Source organism: Nonomuraea sp. NPDC050556, from assembly GCF_044457355.1.
Taxonomy (GTDB): domain Bacteria; phylum Actinomycetota; class Actinomycetes; order Streptosporangiales; family Streptosporangiaceae; genus Nonomuraea.
This window is the reverse complement of record NZ_JBITGU010000001.1, coordinates 1,827,585-1,847,398: the sequence shown is the minus strand read 5'-3', so window position 1 is coordinate 1,847,398 and position 19,814 is coordinate 1,827,585. Positions and strand designations below refer to the sequence as shown.

17 protein-coding genes and 1 pseudogene are annotated in these 19,814 nt (G+C 67.9%); 8 read left to right on the top strand and 10 right to left on the bottom strand.

Translation table 11 applies throughout. From position 1 onward, the window contains the following. Positions 1–42 precede the first annotated feature (42 nt). The gene (locus ACIBG8_RS09325; protein WP_397342138.1) at positions 43–3,024 is read left to right on the top strand and encodes a S8 family serine peptidase; all 2,982 of its coding nucleotides are present in this window, start codon (positions 43–45) and stop codon (positions 3,022–3,024) included. Positions 3,025–3,036: 12 nt separating this feature from the next. Here ACIBG8_RS09325 and ACIBG8_RS09320 read toward each other — a convergent pair whose 3' ends face one another. Next, positions 3,037–4,272, bottom strand: coding sequence for an HD-GYP domain-containing protein (locus ACIBG8_RS09320; RefSeq protein WP_397342137.1), 1,236 nt, complete (start codon positions 4,270–4,272; stop codon positions 3,037–3,039). A gap of 212 nt (positions 4,273–4,484) precedes the next feature. Between ACIBG8_RS09320 and ACIBG8_RS09315 the strand changes: the two genes are divergently transcribed. After that, entirely contained in the window at positions 4,485–4,847 is a 363-nt protein-coding gene (locus ACIBG8_RS09315) for a nuclear transport factor 2 family protein (RefSeq protein WP_397342136.1), read from the top strand. Between the two features lie 556 nt (positions 4,848–5,403). Here the strand turns inward: ACIBG8_RS09315 and ACIBG8_RS09310 are convergent. Both ACIBG8_RS09310 and ACIBG8_RS09305 read right to left on the bottom strand, forming a co-directional pair. Next, positions 5,404–5,886 (bottom strand): DUF1877 family protein, encoded by a 483-nt coding sequence (locus ACIBG8_RS09310; protein WP_397342135.1) that lies wholly within the window; start codon positions 5,884–5,886, stop codon positions 5,404–5,406. 445 nt (positions 5,887–6,331) lie between these two features. Further along, the gene (locus ACIBG8_RS09305) at positions 6,332–7,297 is read right to left on the bottom strand and encodes an AraC family transcriptional regulator (RefSeq protein WP_397342134.1); all 966 of its coding nucleotides are present in this window, start codon (positions 7,295–7,297) and stop codon (positions 6,332–6,334) included. Between the two features lie 76 nt (positions 7,298–7,373). Between ACIBG8_RS09305 and ACIBG8_RS09300 the strand changes: the two genes are divergently transcribed. Both ACIBG8_RS09300 and ACIBG8_RS09295 read left to right on the top strand, forming a co-directional pair. After that, positions 7,374–7,946, top strand: a complete 573-nt coding sequence (locus ACIBG8_RS09300) for an NADPH-dependent FMN reductase (RefSeq protein WP_397342132.1) — start codon at positions 7,374–7,376, stop codon at positions 7,944–7,946. Next, positions 7,943–9,244, top strand: a complete 1,302-nt coding sequence (locus tag ACIBG8_RS09295) for a S28 family serine protease (RefSeq protein ID WP_397342131.1) — start codon at positions 7,943–7,945, stop codon at positions 9,242–9,244. The genes ACIBG8_RS09300 and ACIBG8_RS09295 overlap by 4 nt, the downstream gene beginning before the upstream one ends. Before the next feature lie 225 nt (positions 9,245–9,469). Here ACIBG8_RS09295 and ACIBG8_RS09290 read toward each other — a convergent pair whose 3' ends face one another. Further along, positions 9,470–9,805 carry a hypothetical protein gene (locus ACIBG8_RS09290; RefSeq protein WP_397342130.1) on the bottom strand — a complete coding sequence of 112 codons (336 nt, stop codon included), beginning with the start codon at positions 9,803–9,805 and terminating at the stop codon, positions 9,470–9,472. A gap of 280 nt (positions 9,806–10,085) precedes the next feature. Here ACIBG8_RS09290 and ACIBG8_RS09285 point away from each other — a divergent pair, with 280 nt between their 5' ends. Continuing rightward, positions 10,086–10,697: an AAA family ATPase gene (locus ACIBG8_RS09285; RefSeq protein ID WP_397342129.1), complete on the top strand. Its 612-nt coding sequence runs from the start codon at positions 10,086–10,088 to the stop codon at positions 10,695–10,697. A 343-nt stretch (positions 10,698–11,040) separates the two neighbouring features. Here ACIBG8_RS09285 and ACIBG8_RS09280 read toward each other — a convergent pair. Together ACIBG8_RS09280 and ACIBG8_RS09275 are read right to left on the bottom strand one after the other, a co-directional pair. After that, a pseudogene (locus tag ACIBG8_RS09280) lies at positions 11,041–11,184 on the bottom strand (DUF6183 family protein); the annotation flags it as partial. Positions 11,185–11,197: 13 nt separating this feature from the next. Continuing rightward, positions 11,198–12,178 (bottom strand): DUF6183 family protein, encoded by a 981-nt coding sequence (locus ACIBG8_RS09275; protein ID WP_397342128.1) that lies wholly within the window; start codon positions 12,176–12,178, stop codon positions 11,198–11,200. 186 nt (positions 12,179–12,364) lie between these two features. On the opposite strand from ACIBG8_RS09275, the gene ACIBG8_RS09270 reads away from it, so the two are divergent. Both ACIBG8_RS09270 and ACIBG8_RS09265 read left to right on the top strand, forming a co-directional pair. Beyond that, on the top strand, positions 12,365–13,036 hold the full coding sequence (locus ACIBG8_RS09270; protein ID WP_397342127.1) for a class I SAM-dependent methyltransferase: 672 nt from the start codon (positions 12,365–12,367) through the stop codon (positions 13,034–13,036). 227 nt (positions 13,037–13,263) lie between these two features. Then, a complete protein-coding gene (locus tag ACIBG8_RS09265; protein WP_397342126.1) occupies positions 13,264–13,866 on the top strand; it encodes a hypothetical protein in 603 nt (200 codons plus the stop codon). Positions 13,867–14,018: 152 nt separating this feature from the next. On the opposite strand, the gene ACIBG8_RS09260 is transcribed toward ACIBG8_RS09265, so the two are convergent. Genes ACIBG8_RS09260 through ACIBG8_RS09250 form a run of 3 tightly spaced genes read right to left on the bottom strand, consistent with a single transcriptional unit; the run spans position 14,019 to position 15,294 of the window. Then, positions 14,019–14,606: a hypothetical protein gene (locus ACIBG8_RS09260; RefSeq protein WP_397342125.1), complete on the bottom strand. Its 588-nt coding sequence runs from the start codon at positions 14,604–14,606 to the stop codon at positions 14,019–14,021. Continuing rightward, entirely contained in the window at positions 14,603–14,983 is a 381-nt protein-coding gene (locus ACIBG8_RS09255) for a hypothetical protein (RefSeq protein WP_397342124.1), read from the bottom strand. Before ACIBG8_RS09255 ends, ACIBG8_RS09260 begins: the two co-directional genes overlap by 4 nt. 17 nt (positions 14,984–15,000) lie before the next feature. Beyond that, complete coding sequence (locus tag ACIBG8_RS09250) at positions 15,001–15,294, bottom strand: hypothetical protein (RefSeq protein WP_397342123.1); 294 nt, start codon at positions 15,292–15,294, stop codon at positions 15,001–15,003. A gap of 395 nt (positions 15,295–15,689) precedes the next feature. Here ACIBG8_RS09250 and ACIBG8_RS09245 point away from each other — a divergent pair, with 395 nt between their 5' ends. Continuing rightward, on the top strand, positions 15,690–16,814 hold the full coding sequence (locus tag ACIBG8_RS09245; RefSeq protein ID WP_397342122.1) for a serine hydrolase domain-containing protein: 1,125 nt from the start codon (positions 15,690–15,692) through the stop codon (positions 16,812–16,814). Positions 16,815–17,191: 377 nt separating this feature from the next. Here the strand turns inward: ACIBG8_RS09245 and ACIBG8_RS09240 are convergent, their stop codons facing one another. After that, complete coding sequence (locus ACIBG8_RS09240) at positions 17,192–19,768, bottom strand: CHAP domain-containing protein (protein WP_397342121.1); 2,577 nt, start codon at positions 19,766–19,768, stop codon at positions 17,192–17,194. Positions 19,769–19,814 lie beyond the last annotated feature (46 nt).

The following is a 19,814-nucleotide window of genomic DNA, read 5'->3' as shown; positions in this document are numbered from 1 at the left end:
TAACGGTGGGAACCGGATCGCGGTCATCTGCGAATAGAACGTATGCAGACTTTGATCACCGCGCTCTTGGTGGCGGGAACCCTGGCCGTGCCGCAGGGCGCACCGCCGGTGTCCGGCCGCAGCGTCACCCTGATCACCGGCGACACCGTCACCGTCACCTCGGGCGGAGCCGTCGTCAAGGCAGGACCGGGCAGGCAGGACGTCTTCTTCAGCACCGACGAGGGGAGAGGCAGGCTGCGGGTGATCCCCAGCGACGCCTTCCCGCTGCTGCGGGCCGGGCGGCTCGACCCCCGGCTGTTCGACGTCACGACGCTGCTGGAGTTCGGTTACGACGACGCTCACCGCGACACCCTGCCGCTGCTGGTCACCGGGAGCGCCGGGTTCGCGAAGGGTACGGCGCTGCCGGCCATGGGCGGCTCCGCCGTACGGGAGGAAAAGAAGGACGCTGCTGCGTTCTGGAAGGGGATTCAGGCGGGCGGCGGCAAGATCTGGCTGGACGGCTTGCGCAAGCCCCAGCTCGACCGCAGCACCAAGCAGATCGGCGCCCCCGCCGCCTGGCAGCGCGGGCAGACGGGGGCCGGGGTCAAGGTGGCGGTGCTGGACTCCGGCATCGACGCCACCCACCCCGACCTGACCGGCAAGGTCGCGGCCAAGGCCGTCTTCACCGAGGGCGGCGACGGCCGCGACGTCGCGGGACACGGTACGCACGTCGCCGCCACCATCGCGGGCGCGCACGGCGTCGCGCCCGGGGCGACCCTCCTGGACGGCAAGGTCTGCGCGGGCTGGTGCCCGGAGTCCGCCCTGCTGGCCGGGATGCAGTGGGCCGTCGACCAAGGCGCGCGGGTGGTGAACATGAGCGTCAGCGGACCGGACAGTCCCGGGCTCGACCCGCTGGAGCAGGCGATCCAGACCCTCACCGAGCGCCACGGCACGCTCTTCGTGGTGGCCGCGGGCAACATGGGCGAGGAGCGCACCGTCGGCTCGCCCGCCAGCGCCGACGCGGCGCTCGCCGTGGGGGCCGTGGACCGGCAGGACCGCCCCGCAGCCTTCTCCAGCCGTGGCCCCAGGGTCGGCGACTCGGGACTCAAGCCCGAGATCACCGCGCCGGGCGTGCAGATCGTCGCCGCCAGGAGCAAGGACAGCCCTGGCACGGGCACGCACGTGGCCTTCAGCGGCACCTCCATGGCCACCCCGCACGTGGCCGGCGTCGCGGCGCTCGTCGCGGGGATGCACCAGGACTGGACGGCCGAGCGGCTCAAGGCCGTGCTCATGGGCTCGGCCGCGCCCGCCGCCGACGTCAACGTGTTCACCCAGGGCGCCGGGCGCGTGGACGCCGACCGCGCGACCACGCAGCAGCTCACCGCCCAGCCGCCGGTGCTCAGCTTCGGCATGCGCTCGTGGCCGCACCAGGACGACAAGCCGGAGACCAAGACGATCGTCTACACCAACCCGCTGGCCGAGCCGGTCACGCTGGAGCTGACCGGGCCCTTCGAGATCAGCCCGCGCACGCTGCGCGTGCCGGCGGGCGGCCAGGCCGGGGCGAGCGTCACCGTCGACACGCGGACGGGGCCGGACGGCCTGCTCGGCGGCCAGGTCGTCGCCACCGGCCCCGGCGTCCGGGTGGTCACGCCGGTCGGCGTCGACAAGGAGCGGGAAAGCTACGACTTGACCCTCGACCTCGTCGGCCGCGACGGCAAGAAGGCCTCGATGTACTTCTTCTCGCTGTTCCGGCTGGACGCCCACGAGCCGGAGATCTGGTGGGAGGACGCCGAGGGCACCGGCTCGCTCACGCTGCGCCTGCCCAAGGGCCGGTGGATGGTCAGGGCCCACATCGTCGGCGACGACGGGGTCGCGCAGCTGCTGCACCCCGGCCTCGACCTCGACCGCGCGCAGACCCTCACTCTCGACGCTCGTACGGCCAAGCCGATCGACCTCAGACCGCCGCGCGCGGACGCCGTGCAGCTCGCCGGTGAGGTCGCCTTCCGGTTCAAGGCGTCCGACGGGCTCCTCTACAGCTCGGGCTTCGTCGGGTACGCGTTCGAGCGCATGTTCACCGCGCAGGCCGGTCCCGACCGCGCCTATCCCGACACGCTCACCAAGGTCGCGGGGGACTGGTCTGCGCCCGGCGCGGTCTACCGGCTTGCCTACCTGCGGCCGGGCGGCATGGTCACCGGTTTCAGCAGGAACGTGAAGCAGCGGGAGCTGGCCGAGGTACGCGGCGACTACGCGCAGGCCACGCCCGGCCACGAGCTGAAGGCCGCCGCCCACGCCCAGCCGAAGGACGGCTACATGTTCTCGTCGCTGGAGCCCTACACGTTCGCCGCGCCGTACGAGATGAAGGAGTACCTCAACGTCGACGACGGCATCCGCTGGCAACACGTGTTGTGGGACGAGGACATCATGTACACCTCCGGCTACGCCACCTACCGCGCCGGGCGCACCGTCACCGAGCGCTGGAACCGCGGCGTCTTCGCGCCCTCGGGCGCCGGCCTCGAACGTGACGGCGATGTGCTGAGCGCCGACCTGCCGCTCTACACCGACGGCGCGGGCAGGACCGGCTACCCCAGGACCGCGGACGTGCGGATGACGCTGTACCGCGACGGCGGGCAGGTCGGCGAGGCCACGACGCCCCGCGCGGACTTCCTCGTGCCGCAGCAGGGCGCTGACTACCGGCTCGTGGTCGACGCGCGGCGGCCGGGGCCGCTGTCCACCCGGACGCACACGGTCTGGACGTTCCGCTCCGAGCAGGGGCAGGGCGCGGTACGGCTGGCGGACGTGCGCTTCTCGCCCGCGCTGGACGCCACCAACACCGCTCCGGCGGGGCGGCTCTTCCCAGTGCCGGTTTCCGCGTCGAGGCTGGAGAGCGTCGAGGTGTCCTTCGACGACGGCGTGACCTGGCGCAGGGTGCTGGTCGCGGGCGGGAAGGCGCTGGTCGACCATCCCAAGGGCGAGGGGTGGGTCTCGCTGCGCGCCACTGCCGACGGGGTGGAGCAGACGGTGATCCGCGCCTACCGGATCGCCTGATCCGGACTGGGGCTAGCTTGGCCTCGTCTCCAGCCTCTCCAGGAACGCCGCTACGATCCTGGGCTCGAAGTCGGTACCGGCGCGTTTTTGGAGCTCGTTGACGGCCTTCTCTCGTGACCACGCCTGTCGGTAGACGCGATCCGAGGTGACGGCGTCGAAGAAGTCGGCCACGGCTATGATGCGGGCGAACTCGGGGATCTCTTCACCCACCAGGCCGGATGGATAGCCGGTGCCGTCGAGGCGTTCGTGGTGGTGCGTGACGCCGCCCAGGGCCTCCTGCAGGAAGGTGATGTCCTGGATGAGCTGGCGGCCGTGCAGCGGGTGGAGTTGGAGGGCGGTCCACTCTTCGTCGGTGGGAGGGCCGGGCTTCTGGAGCACGGCGGTGGGTACGGCCGTCTTGCCGATGTCGTGCACGAGGCCGGCGTAGCGCAGGGCGTTGACGCGGCTGGGTGCCAGTGCCAGCTGTTCGGCGATCATCACCACGCCGTGGCTGACGCGGACGCAGTGGCCGCGGGTCGAGGGGTCCTTGGTCTCGACGGCCTGGCAGAGGGCCGCGAGGGCGGCTTCGTATGCCGTGCTCTCCGCATGTGCCACGCCCAGAACCCAGTGGGCTGTGATCAAGGGGATGAGTACCAGCAGGGCCGTGTACGGTCCGATGCTGGGCCAGAGGCCGATGAGGAGCAGGCCGAAGGAGCCGTTGCCGAGGGTGGGCAGGGCCAGGTGCCGGACCTCCCGTCGTAGCTGGCGCACCGTGGCCTGGCGGCTGAGGAGGAGGATGCCGCTGACCAGGGCGAGATTGACGGCCACGAAGGCTGCCAGTGCCACGCCGAAGGCCAGATACGTGCGGAGGGTCATGGCCCCGGTCCACCCTGGGTCCAGCTTGTCGAACGCCAGACCGGCGGCGAAGCCCGATAGGGCGAACTGGGTGCCGTTGAATACACGTTTGGTGGGTGGCAGGTCCGGCTGGAGCGATGCCACGGCGCTGAGCCCGATGAGCACCGCGACGCCGGGCCCGAACAGGGCAGCCGCAGCCACGCAGACGGCGTAGCTCATGGAGGTACGGGTGTGCTGGACGGTCAACTGGGCCGAGTTGACCTCGCAGTAGTGGAAGAGCAGGACCCAGATCGTGACGTAACCCCAGTTCACGGCGATGATTTCACCGGAGAGCCAGGCCCAGCCGAGCACGGTCAGCGCGGCGGTGACCACGACGGCCAGATAGAGCCGGGCGGCTACGGACAGGTCGGCCACGGTGCTCCTGAAGAGAGGGAGAGACGGGGCTGGCGGGGTGCCACCACTTCATCACAGGCAGTGAGGCGGTGGGGGCGGTTGGTGCTTTGGGTATGGGAGATCAGTGCTCGGTGGGGTCCACCGAGCACTGATCTCCCACGATCGGGGTGCCAAGATCAGCCGAGCGTGAACGTCCTGGCGCGGCTTCGGCGCCGGCTGGGAGGGTGGGCATCATGATGGAAGACTTGCGGGACGCCGAGCACCGACTCCAGGCCGCGCAGCTGGCCGGGGATGTCGAGGCGCTGGATCGGCTGCTGGACGATCGGCTGATCTTCACCTTCGGCGCGAACGTCGCGACCAAGGCGGACGACCTGGAGTTGCACCGCACCCGGGCGCAGGTGGTGACGAAGGTGGCCGAGGAGGAGTTGACCGTGCTCGCCGATGGGCGCACGGGGGTGACGTGGTTTCTCGGCACCGTCGAAGGGACCATCTCAGGTGCGCCGTTCGCGGCCAGGATGCGCTACACCCGTACGTGGCTGTACGGCGAGGAGTACGGCTGGCGCATCATCGCCGTACACGCCAGCACAACCGATTGACGTAACCGACACGTCGTCCGCTGACCGGCCAGCCGGATGGTCGCCGGAAGCCAGGCTGTCCAAGGACTGGATCTTGCGATCCCAGCTCCGGCCTCAGCCACGTTCCAGGTCCAGTAGCAGAAGAGCCCTTGATCTGCTCATCGGGCCCTGACCTGCGGGCCGTCACCTGCGACGGTGGCCCAAGAAGCCGCCCCTCCCGCGCTGGCGGCCCCTGACCCCCAACGTGCCAGGGTCGCCCTTGGCCACTCGCACGCCGTGGCGCCGATCAGCGATGCGGACGCCGTGGTGGCGCTCGGCGACGGCGGCTTCGACGACTGCATCGGATGCGATGGTTATGGAGGTCGAGGACCCTCGGGGCGTGCTGATCGAAGCGGCGACAGCCGTACCCGAGGCTTGTGGGGTTCTTGGCCACCCTCGCACGCCCACGCGGGTCGCATCCGCCGACGATCAACGCCCGGCTATCGGCAGCACTGCCGCTGTGGCGCGGGCTTGCCGTACGTGCTCGGCTGGCTCGCCCAAACTCGAGCACAATTGGCAGCGGACCCATCCTGACCCCTCAATCCCACCACACGACGACCGCGAGCCCGCGTAGCGCTGCCCCCTCATAGAAGTCCCGAAGAGCGCTGAAATGACCAGCCAGATACTCGCCTGGATCACCGTCGAACCCTGACCCGATCAGTCCACTCGCATCCGCCAGATCATCAGCCAACGCTGCCTGCAACGCCCGCACATCCACGACGCGCAGTCCCCGCACGACATCCGCGACGGCTGTTGCGCTCAGGGCCATCACCGGCTCGTACTCCCCGATACCGATCTGCACCTCACCATCCAGCGCCCGTCTCACCGCGTCCAAGGCGGCGGAGCCAGGATCGAGGTGTTCGCACACCCGCAGCAGCGGCGGCCCCGCCCAGTCCAGATCCAAGTAATCGCCCGGCGCACCCGCCTCGAACGACAGGATCCGCTCCAGCCAATCGGGCAGCGGATGAACCTCGACGAGTTCCCCAGCTGAGACTCGGGCGAGCTGTTGCGTGACGGCCATAACCGGAGTCTGCCGATCCGACCTCCCTATCCCCAAACCAACCGGCCAGGGTGGGGCCAATATCGCCAAGCGTCATACCAGCGACCTCGTGGAACACTCGGCTCAGGTGATCGGGGGAGTAGCCGACCAGCCGGGCCAGGGCGTCGAGCGCGAGGGGGAGCCCGCCGTCCACGAGTGCGGCTCTGGCCTGCGCGACCATCCGCCAGTGGAGCGCTCGAGTCGCCGTGCGATGCAGGACGGCGAAACGGCTGTCGGGCACCAGCCGGAGCAGGGCGTGCAGGCGGTCGGCGACCTCGAACTCGTCGATGCCGCGACGGCACTCCGCCGGCAGCAGGCGGCGGGACTCTGGCAGTTCCACATGGGCGCCGGTGTCGCAGAGCTCTCGGTACGGTGGCCTGTTGCGGGTCGCTCGACAAGTTCGCCGCCTGATCCCGTCAGGCCGTGGCTAGACGGTACGGCTGGCGCGGTTGTGTTGGGTGGCGGTCTCTTCGCAGGTTTGGCGGCGGTATCTGCCTGGGGCTATGCCGTACTCGCGTTTGAAGGCGTTGCCGAAGGCGAACTCGGAGCCGTACCCGATCTTGGAGGCCACCTCGCCCACCGAGGCGTCGGTCTCGCGCAGCATGCGGGCCGCGGTCATCAGGCGCCACCAGGTCACGTAGGCCAGGGGTGGGCGGCCGACGAGGGTGGTGAAGCGGCGGGCGAATCCGGCGCGGGAGAGCCCTGCTGTGGAGGCGAGCGATTCGAGGGTCCAGTGGTCGGCGGGGGCGCGGTGGATGACGTCGAGGGCCCGGCTGATGGCGGGGTCGGCCAGGGCGGCCGCCCATCCGGTCTTGGTGACGGCCGCGGCCTGCTCGGCGTACCAGGCGCGCAGGATGTAGAGCTGGACCATGTCCAGCAGGGATGTGACGAGGGTGTCTGCGCCCAGGCGCGGGTTGTCGATCTCGCCCGCGAGCAGTTCCAGGGTGGCCCTGAGCTCTGGATGGCGGCCGAGTGTGGTGGGCAGGTGGATCACCTCGGGCAGCTGGGCGAGGGTGGGGTGGGTCCTGCCGGGGGCGAGGTAGTAGCCGCAGCACAGGGTGACCGTCTCGGCGCCCGTGCCGCCAAGGGTGGCCGTGGTGAACAGGCCGGGGTCCTCGTGCGGGCCGCAGTCCGATGCCGCGAGGGGTCCGTCGGGGTCGTCGGTCAGGCCGTAGCCGTCGCCGTGCGGGAGGAAGACCACGTCGCCCACGCTCAGGGGGATGGGGGCGCCGCCGGGCGGGATGAGCCAGCAGGATCCGCGAAGCACCACCTGGAAGGTCGCCGACCCGGGCGATGCGGGGAAGACGCGGCCCCACGGGGAGCGCCAGGAGATGCGGGCGGAGATCGGCCGGCCGGTACGCATGAGGGCGACCACATCGCTCAGGACATCCATGGTCGTAGATTCTCGCGTATAAAGACAAGCATTGGGCGCATTGGTTTACTCATATATGGCTTCTACGGTTATTCGCATGAGAACAGAAATGACCAAGGTTGGCATCATTGTCGGCAGCGTCCGCCCGGGGCGTAATGGAGCGGCCGTGGCCCAGTGGGTCCACGACCTGGCGGCCAAGCGCGGGGACGCGGACTACGAACTGGTCGACCTCCAGGACTACGACCTGAGGTACCTGGACGAGCCTCAGCACCCGGCGATGGGCAGCTATGCGCACGCGCACACCAAGCGCTGGTCGGCGAAGATCGGCTCGCTCGACGCGATCATTTTCGTGACGCCCGAGTACAACCGCTCGATCCCGGGCGCGCTCAAGGACGCCATCGACTTCCTGTACGCCGAGTGGAACAACAAGCCGGTCGGGTTCGTGAGCTACGGCATCGACGGCGGGGTGCGGGCGGTCGAGCACCTGCGGCAGATCCTCGCCTCGGTCAGTGCGCTCACCGTGGCCCCCCAGGTCGCACTCTCGATCCACAGCGACTTCGACAACGGCATCACGTTCAGCCCGCAGGACATCCACGAAGGCAAGCTGACGTTCGTCCTGGACCAGGTTCTGGCCTGGAGCGAGGCCACGCGAGAGCTGAGGCAGGCGTGAAGCGCGCCCTGGCAGCGGTGGCGGTCATCGTCCTGCTGGTGACGGGGCAAGCCGCGCAGGCCAGCACACCTGACATCCTTGATCAGCTCAAGGCGGTGCCGGGCATGCACGTGGAGGAGAAGGAGTCGGCCCTCGCCGGGCAGCGGTGGTTCTGGCTCACCTTCCGCCAGCCGATCGATCACCGCGATCCCCGGCAGGGATGGTTCGAGCAGCGCCTGATGGTGCAGCATCGCTCGACCGACCTGCCCATGGTCTTCCACACGACCGGTCACAACGTGCCTGAGACGATGTTCGAAGTGGAACCCACGAAGATCCTGGGCGCCAACCAGATCTCCATGGAGTACCGCTACTACTTCGCCTCCACGCCGGTGCCCACCGACTGGAGCAAGGACACGCTCTGGCAGGGAGCCGCCGACCAGCACCGGATCGTCGAGGCGCTCAAGCGGATCTACGTACGCAAGTGGATCGGGACCGGTGCGAGCAAGGGCGGTCAGGCCGCTGTCGTGCACCGCCGCTACTTCCCGCAGGACGTGGCCGGGACGGTCGCCTACGTTGCCCCGAACAATCTCGACGACAACGAGGACAGCGCCTTCGACCGCTTTCTCGACCACGTCGGGAGCCAATCCCAGCGCGAGCACCTCAGGGCACTGGCCAGACAGTTCCTGGAACGGCGCCCCGCCATGCTGCGATTCCTGCGAGCCGACGCGGCCAGGGAAGGCTGGACCTTCCAGACCGTGGGGAGCATGGACCGTGGCTTCGAGAACGCGGTGATGGAGTACGAGATCCGGTTCTGGATGCACACGCCCGGGGCCGACCAGGTGACGCTGCCACCGGTGGACGCCTCAGACGAGGTGCTCTACCGGCATCTCAGGAGCATCCCCGGGTTCGGGTTCTTCACCGACCAGACGCTGGTGCCGTACGCGCCCGCCTTCTACCAGGCCGAGAGGGAGATCGGCTGGCCCAGCCTGACCTTCCCGCACCTGCGGCCGCTGCTGCGCTACGAGGACAGCTACGACCCCAGGTCGTACCTGTCCCGAGACATCCAGGTCACGCAGGACCAACGGGTGGTGCGGGAGGTCGACGAGTGGGTACGGCGGGGCGGCAACCGACTGATGTTCGTCAACGGGGGCGACGATCCCGCTACGGCTGAGCCGTACAGGCTGGGATCGGGCAGCCGTGACTCGGCCGTCTACACCGCGCCCGGCATCCACCACGACATCCTCGGCGAGATCATCGACAAACTGCCGGAGTGGCAGAAGGGCAAGGCCATCGCCGACCTGAGGCGTTGGGCCCGATGAGGCACCGAGGTGTCAACGGCAGCGGTTTGATCAAGGGCATGACGCTCTGTTTCCGCATCTGGGCTGGAACCACGGTGTCCGAAGAAGACATTCGTTGAACGGGTGCCTGGTCTGACCAGCCCATATGGCCGTCACAGCTCAAGTCTTCCGTCCCCGATGCCCGCCAGCGGGAACGGCCCCGGACCTTGCGGGCCGGGGCCGTTCCGTCTCACGTGGTGCCAGGTGTCACTCGCCGGTGGTCGAGGCGAAGGAGCCCGGGCCCAGGTCCTCGTAGGTGATGTTGTTGGTGTCGACCCAGAGGCTGGAGGTGTAGGAGGACGCGCCGCCGCCCTCGTAGTACTTCTTCGGGCCGTAGCGCCACTCGCAGCCGCTGCCCGAGCAGAACAGCGCCTTGAGGCGGAACATGCCCGTCGTGTGGCCCGCGTCGCAGTCGATCCACGCGGTGTGCAGATCGGCCGACCAGCCCTTGCTGCAGGTGGCCGCCTGGGCTGGGCTGGCCGGCAGGGTGAGCGCGACGCTACACAAGAGCGCTGCTGCGATGGATGCGGTTCTGAACTTCATGCAGGGGTGTTCCCTTCGCCAGATGTCTACTCGCCCCCGTGTTGATCTTGGCGAGTCGAGGCAAGTTTCACCGGAAACAGATCATCCTGACAACCCGTTGACGTGATCTGTCCACATTTGGACAGAACGCGGTTCTATTGCCTTCCTTTGTCGGCGCTCGTCATAGGGGTGGCGGCCGCGAGCGGTCGTCGCGCCGACGATTGAAGCGAGAGTGCGATGCTGACGGACATCGCGTAGGTGACGGTCCAGGACCGGGCTCTGGAGATCTAGCGCAAGGCGGGTGACTGGATTCCTGGCTGGCCACTGGGCCGATGCTCAGGAAGCCAAGATTGGCAAGCAGGCGGGAGACCCTGCAGATGAGTCGCTGGGTGACCATCGTTATGCTGCGGGTGTGGCGGTGATCTTCATAACCGGTATGTCCGGCACCGGGAAGTCGACGGTTCTCGGTGAGCTGGCGCGGCTTGGCTATCGGACTGTGGACACCGACTACGGCGATTGGATGGAAGAGGTGCCAGAGCCTGGTGGGGCTGGCACTGAGCTGCAGTGGTGCGAGGCGCGCATCGCCGAACTGATCGCCCGACACGAGGTCTCAGGCGCTCCACTCTTCATCGCCGGAACGGTCCGGAACCAGGGCAGGTTCTATCCCAGGTTCGACCAGGTCGTCTTGTTCAGCGCGCCCGTTGAGGTGATGCTCGAACGCATCGCCATCCGTGAAGGCAACCCGTTTGGTAAGGCCCGTGACGAACGCGAGCAGATCATCAAAGATACGGCAGAGGTCGAGCCGCTGCTCCGCGCGTCAGCGACGCTGGAAATCGACACACGTCAGCCACTCGCCGACACGGTGAGGCAACTGAGGGATCTCATCAGCCCGGCCAAGACCGGCAAGCCTTAATCGGAGCGCTGAGGTCTCGAAATGGAGCTCGACCTCACCGGCGCCACCCTGCTCAACCTCAATCTGACCCATCGCCAGGCCAGGAACGCCGATTTCGACGGGGCCACCCATCACTGGACAGCTTGATTTTCAGGGGATTTCCTCAGAAGGGCTGAATCGAATTGATTCTGCAGTGCAAGGCTCGCGGGTGGAGCGTCGGCGAACTGCTGGCCGCCTGAGTGGTACGTCGTGGACGACGGCTCCGTCTTCACCCTCGTGTACCGAACATGAACAGGAGCCCGGGACTGTCGATTTCTGAGGTCCTGTGCGCGGATAGGCGAGGGCTCGGATGTCCTGCGCCAGATCAGTCCGTGTCGGTGGCAGCGAGCAAGCGCAAGCGTTGGTCGGGATCCAGGGCTGCGATGCCGATGTCCCAGGCGACCTGCTCGAACCATTTCGTGGTTGCCCCGAAGGTGTACCAGCGGGATTCTTGGACTCGTTGCTCGGCTTCGGCAAAGGTCTCAAGGCCCGACGTTTCCGGTCAGGCCACTGAGCGACCGCCATGCGGCCAGCCGGCCGTACGCGCCGTGAAGGCCTTGGTTGTAGGCGCCTCCCGTGGATGCGGCGGCGAACAACACCTGCCAGGCCCGAGACGGCGCACAGGAAGAAGTCGACAGCGTTTTCTTCCGGCCGAGGCCGACGAGGCAGTTGAGGTTCAGCGCTGCCAGCAGGTCGGTGATCGAACCTGCCGGGCCGTCGAGCTCGAATGACCTGGACTCGATCCGGCCGTTCGATTCCTGAGCCCAATTCGCCACGGCGCTCTCGATGGTCTCGGACGTCTCGGATGTGCTGATCTCCCGGACCGAGGGTGGGGTGGCCGCTCGGTCTGAGACGACTGCCGGCCCGTCGTCCGACGGCCCGAAGGGCAGTGAGTGACTGGAGCCGCGAACGCTGTAGCCGGGAAATTCGTGCCCTTCTTCTACTGGTGAGCGTCTCAGGGGAAGCCACCGCAAAGGGTGGTGGCTCCAGTGCGGAGACGTGGCCCATTTCGCGATGGCCGGCCATTCTTCGAGTACGGTGTCCCGGAGGATCAGCTCGTGAACGAGGCAGGCACGGATTTCCTCTGAGCCGACCTCACTCCGCAGCCCCCCGGCGAAGACCCGTGTCAGATCCTCCGCAGAGTGGTTGGAGGCAAGGAGCGACGCCAGGTATCGCGCGCTCTTACGGTCGCCTTCGCCGACCACCGACACCAGGCGGAGCGTCTGTCCCATGTGCTCAGGCCCGGCTGCGACGGTCAGCAGGCGCAGAACGGAGTCGAACACGCTCCGGTACTGCCAGATCGGATCGGCGGATGCCCCGAACCGCTTGAAGAGGGCGATTCCAAGATCTGCGACGAACGTGGCATCGCCCTGGGTCAGCTTCTGCTCCGCCAGGTCGCGCACGCTGTTCACGTCGTCCATGCCCGACAGGGCTTCAACGGTCTGCTTGATCGAACCGGACATGATCTGAGCGTACGCGGTTCGCGATCAAGCTCAGTAATCCCTCGCAGAGGCCCAGCCCGACGCCGAGCCTGGCCCAGGGGTGTCCGTCCTCGGCGAACGTTGTTGGCCTGCCGATGTAGATCGGCGACTGTGAGGAGATGGGAGCCACCCTCGGCTCCGTGTGCCTGCCGGGAGGTTCGTGTGGGAGTGGCATCCTTCGCTCGGTATGACGGGCTGGCTGACTGGTATGAGGAGTACAACGCGCCTGCGGCTGCGGCCAACGAGGCGGAGATTCGCGAGCTGCTGGGGCCGGGCGAGGGCTTGTGCCTGGACCTGGGTTGCGGCGGCGGCCAGTACTTCGACACGATCCGGTCAACGGGCCGCAGCGTCATCGGATTGGACTACTCTGCCGATCAGTTACGGATCGCCCAGGGCAGAGACGCCGACCTGTTGGTGAGAGCGGACGCCGCCGCGCTGCCGTTCGATGATGCGGTCTTCCCGACCGTCACAGCGCTGTGGGTCTCCAGCGACGTCGACGACTTCACTGCCGTCGTGAAGGAAGCGGCTCGGGTGCTGGCCCCCGGTGGCCTGCTGGCCTACTACGGTGTCCACCCGTGTTTCAACGGTCCTCACACCCAGGCCCGCGACGACGGCGCCCGGATCGTCCATTCCACCTACCGTGCTGTCGGCTGGCATCAGGAAGCGCCGTGGTGGGGCAACAACATCAGACGCCGGGTCGGCATGCGCCACCTGACCCTGCCCGACCTGCTGAACGCCTTCCTCGATGCCGGTCTGGCCATCAGTCGCGTCACCGAGCCCAGAACCGAACCCGTCCCCTGGATCTTGGCCATCAGAGCCCACAGGCCGCGCACGGCCTAAGCGCTTCGGCTACCGGCTGCTTGATTGGCGTCTCAGGCGGGCCAAGTCCAAGTGGGCTGAAAGGGACGGCTGACCCTCAGCTGGTCTTCCTGCCGGTCAAAGGTACGGTCACCGGGCACGCAGGATTTCACGGGGCGGTGATATAGCTGCCGTATAGCCAGCGGCACCACAATGGCCGGCACGAGGAGCATCTCGCTCCGCCACCGCACAGCCTCGAGGGGATCTGCGTGCCAGCCGAGATCGTCGAGCCGGATCCCGACTCGCTCTTCCACCCCGGTCGCGCCCGCGAGGTGGCGCTCCTGCAACACAAACGGCTCAAGGCCTTCGGGTACGCCAAGCTGGCCACGCTGGTCATCCTCGCGATCAGGGGCATGGTGCTTTGGGGATGGTTCGGCCTGGTGTGCCTCGCGGCCATCTGGGCGACTGTCGGCGGCACCGCCGTGGTGTGGGAGAAGCTCCTTGTCGTCCGGCTGCGCGCCGCCCGCGGCGATGCAGGGGCTTTCGTGATCGCGTTCGCTCCGCTCGATCCCTCCGTCTTCAAACGGCTCCGCTACAAGGAGATACGCCGGTACTCCTTCCAGGCGACCCTCCAGATCCACTTCGGCCGGTTGGACATCCGGCCCTGGAAGCGGGATCGGCCGGATCTTTCCGTGCCGGTGGACGACATCCGCGCCGTCGTCATACATCGCTATCGGGCCTTCCCCCGGCGCGTGATGGTCTTCATCGAGGTGGAGGGCGAAGGGGTCCTCCGATTCCAGCTCCTCAGCCGGGACGCCGACCTCGCCACCGCCCTGCGCGCGGCGGGCGTGCCGGGCGTCGAGGACCTCTGACCCTCGCGACAGTTGCTCCAGCGGTAGACCTTGGCCGAGCACGCGCCGCCACAGTGCCGGCCAAGCCAGATGGCGGCGGACGCCGGAACACTATGTGGTGTACGCGCGCCGTGAAGGTCGGCCGGGCCGAGCCACGACCTGAGGATCGGCTCTCACACGCAGACGGCGCGCAGGTCATCGAAGTATGTGGAACCCTGATCCCCGAGGTCGCTGAACCGTTTCTGGGCCGCCTGGGCCTTGTCCATCTCTGCCTGGGAGGACTGCTGCTCGGCCGGAGTCAGGGGTCTGCCCAGCCTCGTGTAGAAGTCGACCTCCCCAAGAGCGTCGAGCAGCTCGGCCTGGGCGTCGGCCCGGTCGCGGAAATGCTTGGCGAAGTTCCGCGCCCAGTCCGCCAGCGGACCCGGAGCATCGACCGCCTCGTCGACAAGGTCGGAGGCGAGCTCGCGATAGAAGGCGGGAAGTTGCTGGGAGTCCTGAGGAGCGATGTCGATCTTGTCAAGGATCTTCAGCATATGAGTGCAGGCGGCCACGAGCGGGTCGGCCGACGCCGTGGCCGGAGTGGAAGGCGCCGGGTTGAAGACGCAGCTCGCGGAAGAGTCGCCGATCGCGTTGCAGTCGCCCTCCACGGCGACCTCCCTGCCGCTGCCTCTCGTGGGCGTGGCCTCCTGCGCAGAGGACTTGCAGGCTGTGACGGTCTTGCATAACAGGGCGAGCACGGCGAGGGGCCGCGGCCACCTCATTCTCCGGCCCTGCCCGCGCAGTCGGAGGTGGAGTTCCCGACCGCGTTGCAGTCACCGATCACGGTGGTGACGCTCTGCTGGGCTGGCGGGGGCTCGTCCCCGGTCGTATAGAGGGTGACCACGATCGCGACCACGGCTAGCAGGGCCGTGCAGCCACGCTTGACGGTTTTGCCCACGTCATATCGGGAGCCGGGTGGGGCGGGTTTGGGTGCTCTGGGCGGTTGAGCCAGCGCGGTGCGGAGGTTCTGGAGCCCGAGGGCGGGGCTTCTCCCAGGGTGGTGCGGGTCTTGGGCGAGGACGCGGGCCAGGCCCAACTGGGAGCGGTCGGCGATGAGTAGCCGGGGGAGCAGTTGGTCGCCGATGAGAATCAGCCTCATCTAAGGGTGTTGTCTGATCAGCCAGTTTCATGTTGGTGAACGGAGCGCGAGCCCCTTGTTTGGTGATCACGTATCCACAGGCATCCGATCACCACGATCACTACGCACCAGGTGATCGCTGTGACGACGGTGCCTGCTGACGGTGTGCCGGTCACCAGGCTGCGCACCGTGTCGATGATCGAGGGAAGCGGCTGGTTCTGAACCAGATGCCGCGCACCGGCGCCCATCTTGCCGGTCGGCGTGGATACGCTGCTCAGCAGGATCGTCTGCGCCTTCCGCCGCCCCGAGGCTGCAATCGCTGATCTGTTCATGTCGGCAACCTTCGCCAACCGCCCTGATGTCAGGCCGTCACTGGCCTGATGCAGCCCCTGACACGACGCAGCGGCAGGGTCGTGTCGCAACTCCTGCGCTTTGGCTCACCGGGCCAGCACGCCATCATGTGCTCGTCCACCATGGGTGTCACAGCGAGGAGACAGCCTGTTTACGTTCTAAGGTGACCGATCCACCAAGGTCTTCAGGACATTCTCGAGGGCATGCCCGGTGGGTCGTGAGCCGATAAGAGCACCCCTAGAAATCAGGGTTTCGGGCAGGCCGTTTCTCGGGGGTGCATCAGGGGTCAGGTCGGGATGATCACGGATGGGCAACGGCGACCGCCCCCCGGCAGGGTTGAGCTTGTCACTAACAACGCTGCTCTGGAGGAGCTCTTTTGCGTACCCACCAAACCCTCACCACCCTCGCCCTGGCCGCCGCTGTCACCGCAGGCGTGATGGCACCGGCGAGCGCCGCCACCAAGCCGGACCCCGTGCGACAGGGACTGCAGACGCTGCTGCGTTCCGACGGCGCGCCAGCCGCGCTGGCCAGTGTGCGTAGCCGTGACGGGCGCGTCCGCACCTATGTCGCGGGTGAAGGAGACCGGGACACGCACACGAAGGTGCCCCGCGACGGGCAGGTGCGCATCGGCAGCATCACCAAGACGTTCACCGCGGTGGTCGTGCTGCAGTTGGTCGGCGAGGGCAAGATCCGGCTCGATGAGCCCGTCGAGACGTACCTGCCGAAACTCGTGCGCGGAAAGGGGATCGACGGGCGCCGTATCACGGTGCGTCAGCTCCTGCAGCACACCAGCGGACTGGCCGACTACGAAGACGCCGTCACCGGCGACATCCTCAAAAGTCGTTACCTGTCCCCGCGCGATGCCCTGCGCGTCGCCCTCGCGCAGAAGACCCTCTTCGCCCCCGGCGCGAAATGGGGATACAGCAGCACCAACTACCTGCTGGCCGGGCTGATCGTCGAGAAGATCACCGGACGGCCCATCGCCCAGGAGATCGACAAGCGCATCGCGAAGCGCATCGGGCTGCGTCACACCTACTTCCCGGCACCCGGCGAGACGACCATCCGGCGGCCCCACCCTCAGGGCTACCGCCAGGAGTCCCCGGGCGCGCCGCTGCGCAACCTCACGAAGATCGATCCCTCCGCGTCCTGGGCGGCAGGCGCGATGGTCTCCACCAACTCCGACCTCAACCGCTTCTTCTCCGCGCTGCTCAGGGCCGACGGCAACCCGCTCCTCAAGAAGGCCCAGTACAAGCAGATGCGCACCACCGTCCCGATGATGAAGGGCAACTCCCGCTACACCATGGGACTGGGGATCATGAGGGTTCAGCAGTCGGACAAGTGCGCCTTCTGGGGCCACAGCGGTGGCATCCCCGGCTTCGGGACCTGGGCTGCGGCCACCGACGGCGGCCGCGCCGCCAGCGTCACGATGACCCTCGAACCGAGGACCGGCCCAGCCGTCCAGCACCTGGAGAAGACCATCGACGCGGCCCTGTGCCGCTGAAGCACACCTCCAGGCCGACAAGGCCTCGCGTTGAAGGTTGCCCGTCCAGGTGTCGTGACATGGGTATCGGCGAGGAGGGGTACGGCAGGCCCTGATCGCGGCGATCCTGCCCTTCATGGAGATCACCGACGACAACCCCGGCGCTGCTGGTGGAGCTGCTCGACCGGGTCCGCACCGACCGGCCCAGGTGGCTGGCGCGGCCTGTCGGCCTCGCCGTACGTCAGCCACGCGACCCAGCTCAATGCCTGACCAGCGCGTCTCTGGTTCAGGATGGCGAGCTCACCAGACCCGCCATCCACGCTGTCGTGAGGGTCTCGCGGCGGGTGCGCACCGCACACCCGGACCGGCCATCGGGGGATGGCCGGTCCGGGCCGGGGTCAGAGGTCTTCGCGGGGCATGACGAAGTGGCGCAGGTCGGGGGCGATGATGGAGCCCGCCTGCCCGGCCGTCATCACCTCGTTGACCGACATGAAGTGGAACTCCGCCGTCTGCGGGTCCCAGACCCGGAAGCGGAGGGTTCCGCCCTGGGTGGCGTAGCCGTGGATGGGCAGCCAGTGCCGCAGAAGGCTGTTGATGTTGCCCACCCACGGCAGGTTCGCCGACTTGGCCAGCAGCATCGTCGGCTGGCCGCGGTCGATGAAGCGCCTGATGCGGTCCATCGTCCTGGCGATGAGGGCGGGGTCGTTGTCGTTGATGTTCACGAGTTCGTTGTTGTTGTACTGATAGCCCGCGATCTTGACGGGGAAGGCCGCCATCTTGTCGGGCAGCGTGCCGTACATGCTCGTGCCGATCAGGCCGTCGAGCGTGCCCTGGGTCGGGACGGGGTCGGCGCCCGTGCTGGCCAGCACCGCCTGCAGGGCCGACGGCCCGCAGTACGTCGCGAAGGCCTGCGCCCATCCGCGGAAGGGCAGGTCGCCCAGGTTGCGCACGACGGTGGCGCCGTCGAAGTTGTAGACCACCTGGGCGGTGGTGCCGCCGATGCCCCGCAACTGCCAGGGCGTCACGCACTTGCGGTAGGTGGACAGGGTCAGCGCCGACTCGCATCGATACCGGTAGGTGGTCGGGGGATCGGGCAGGCCGGCGGTTCTCAGGGTGATGTCGGCCCGGTTGGCGCCGCCCACCGACCTGATCATGGCCACGACCCGGACCCACGCTCCCGGCTCTGCGGACGGGCTGCCGGACGTGCGGCTGTTTTCCAGGCAGGTCTTGAACTCGGGGACGAGCCCGTTGCTCCATTCGGTCTGCGAGCAGATCATCGCGTTCGCGTCCTCGGGGAAGCCGGTCGAGGAGGCCCAGGCCGTGGAGGAGTCCGCGATGGGCGAGACGACGCCGTAGATCGGGTAGTTGTGGCCGCCCGGCCGGCTGAGGGTGGGGTCGAACGGGCCGACGAGGCGGACCTCGTCGTGGAAGTTGCCCTCGATGGTGGTGATCCTGCCGTCGGGGTAGACGTCGACGACCACGCCCACGTGCTCGCTGGAGGAGGCGCCGTAGCCGTACAGGACAACGTCGCCCGGCCTGGCGTCGGACAGGGCACGTACGGTGCCCCGGCTGCGGCCCCAGGAGTAGAACGTCCCGCTGTACGGCAGGAAGACGTCGATGCCCGCCTGCCGCCAGGTCCAGCTCGCGAACATGCTGCACCACGCCCAGCCGCACTTGATCGTGCCGCCCGCGCCGTAAGGATTGCAGTTGTCGCCCCATTCGGACACGCCGAGCTGGCTGTAGGCGGCTTGGACGATCCTGTACCGCATGTCGCCCTGCCCGACCGAGCCCGCGCCGGGCGGCAGCGGGGTGGCCGGGTTGTCGTTGCCACCACCGGCGGGTTTGGGGTCGCTGTCGCAGCGGTTCATGACGATGTCGCTGGAGCCGGTCTTCACGTAGTAGTCGGCCACCCACAGGTCGTCGGTGGTGAGGTCCCAGACCGCCGATCCGCCGTAGTTGAACTGGCCGTAGGCCTGGCACTTGATCGTGACGTAGGTGCCGCCGCGGTACTTGTCCTCTTCCCTGCTGGCGGTGAGGCTCTTGGCGTGGTAGCCGTTCAGGGTGGTGCGTACCAGGTAGCGGTTGCCGCCGCCGGAGCTGGGGCCGTCGCTGTCGCAGCGGTTCATGACCAGGCCGGTCGAGCCGGTGCGCACGTAGTAGTCGGCCACCCACAGGTTGTCGGTCGTGAGGTCCCAGATGGTGGAGCCGCCGTAGTTGGCCTCGCCGTACGCCTGGCACTTGATCGTGACATACGACCCGTCCGCGTACTTGTCCTCCTCCCTGGCGGCCGACAGGCTCTTGGCGCGATAGCCGTTCAGCGTCGTACGCACCAGGAACTGACGGCCGCCCGCGGTGTTCGTGCCGCCGGTCGCGATGCCCAGCGAGGAGCAGGACGGCATGCCCGGGATCCAGCCGTTCGTGCCGGTGGTGATGTAGGCGTCGGGGATCCAGTAGCCCTCGCCGCTGTAGTCCCACAGCGTGCTGCCGCCCGCGGCCAGGCCGTACTCCTGGCACTTGATGAACACCTGGCTGCCGCCCAGGTAGGCGTCGGTGCGCACGCGGTCGTCGGGGTTGGGGCTGCCGCGGCCGTCCACGTCGATCTTGACGGTGTACGGGCCGTGCGGCGAGCCCTTGGGCGCGTTCCCGTCGATACCGATGGACAGGCAGCGCGGCACGCCGGGCAGGAAACCGGTGGTGCCGGTACGGACGTAGACGTCGGGGACCCACAGCAGGTCGGCGGTGTAGTCCCAGATGGTGCTGCCGCCGACGGAGGGGCCGGTGTCCTGGCAGCGGATCATGATGGTGGCGTCGGTGAGGTAGGCGTCGGTGCGGATCCGGTCGTTGGGATCCATGCTGCCGCGACCGTCGATGGCGGTCTTGGCTTTGTAGGGGCCGACGTCGGCGAGCGCGGCTGTGCCGCCGACGGCGACCATGGCTAAACAAAGCAGGACGGTGAGCAGGACCTTGAGTCGCATGGCGGACTCCGGGGGAGGGGGGTGTGAGGAGGACTCATGAACGTTA

Bases quoted from the DNA above. Each gene is read 5' to 3' on its own strand.
- ACIBG8_RS09325 (WP_397342138.1), top strand. From the start codon at position 43: ATGCAGACTTTGATCACCGCGCTCTTGGTGGCGGGAACCCTGGCCGTG.
- ACIBG8_RS09315 (WP_397342136.1), top strand. From the start codon at position 4,485: ATGATGGAAGACTTGCGGGACGCCGAGCACCGACTCCAGGCCGCGCAG.
- ACIBG8_RS09310 (WP_397342135.1), bottom strand. From the start codon at position 5,886: ATGGCCGTCACGCAACAGCTCGCCCGAGTCTCAGCTGGGGAACTCGTC.
- ACIBG8_RS09305 (WP_397342134.1), bottom strand. From the start codon at position 7,297: ATGGATGTCCTGAGCGATGTGGTCGCCCTCATGCGTACCGGCCGGCCG.
- ACIBG8_RS09300 (WP_397342132.1), top strand. From the start codon at position 7,374: ATGAGAACAGAAATGACCAAGGTTGGCATCATTGTCGGCAGCGTCCGC.
- ACIBG8_RS09290 (WP_397342130.1), bottom strand. From the start codon at position 9,805: ATGAAGTTCAGAACCGCATCCATCGCAGCAGCGCTCTTGTGTAGCGTC.
- ACIBG8_RS09275 (WP_397342128.1), bottom strand. From the start codon at position 12,178: ATGTCCGGTTCGATCAAGCAGACCGTTGAAGCCCTGTCGGGCATGGAC.
- ACIBG8_RS09260 (WP_397342125.1), bottom strand. From the start codon at position 14,606: ATGAGGTGGCCGCGGCCCCTCGCCGTGCTCGCCCTGTTATGCAAGACC.
- ACIBG8_RS09255 (WP_397342124.1), bottom strand. From the start codon at position 14,983: ATGAGGCTGATTCTCATCGGCGACCAACTGCTCCCCCGGCTACTCATC.
- ACIBG8_RS09250 (WP_397342123.1), bottom strand. From the start codon at position 15,294: ATGAACAGATCAGCGATTGCAGCCTCGGGGCGGCGGAAGGCGCAGACG.
- ACIBG8_RS09240 (WP_397342121.1), bottom strand. From the start codon at position 19,768: ATGCGACTCAAGGTCCTGCTCACCGTCCTGCTTTGTTTAGCCATGGTC.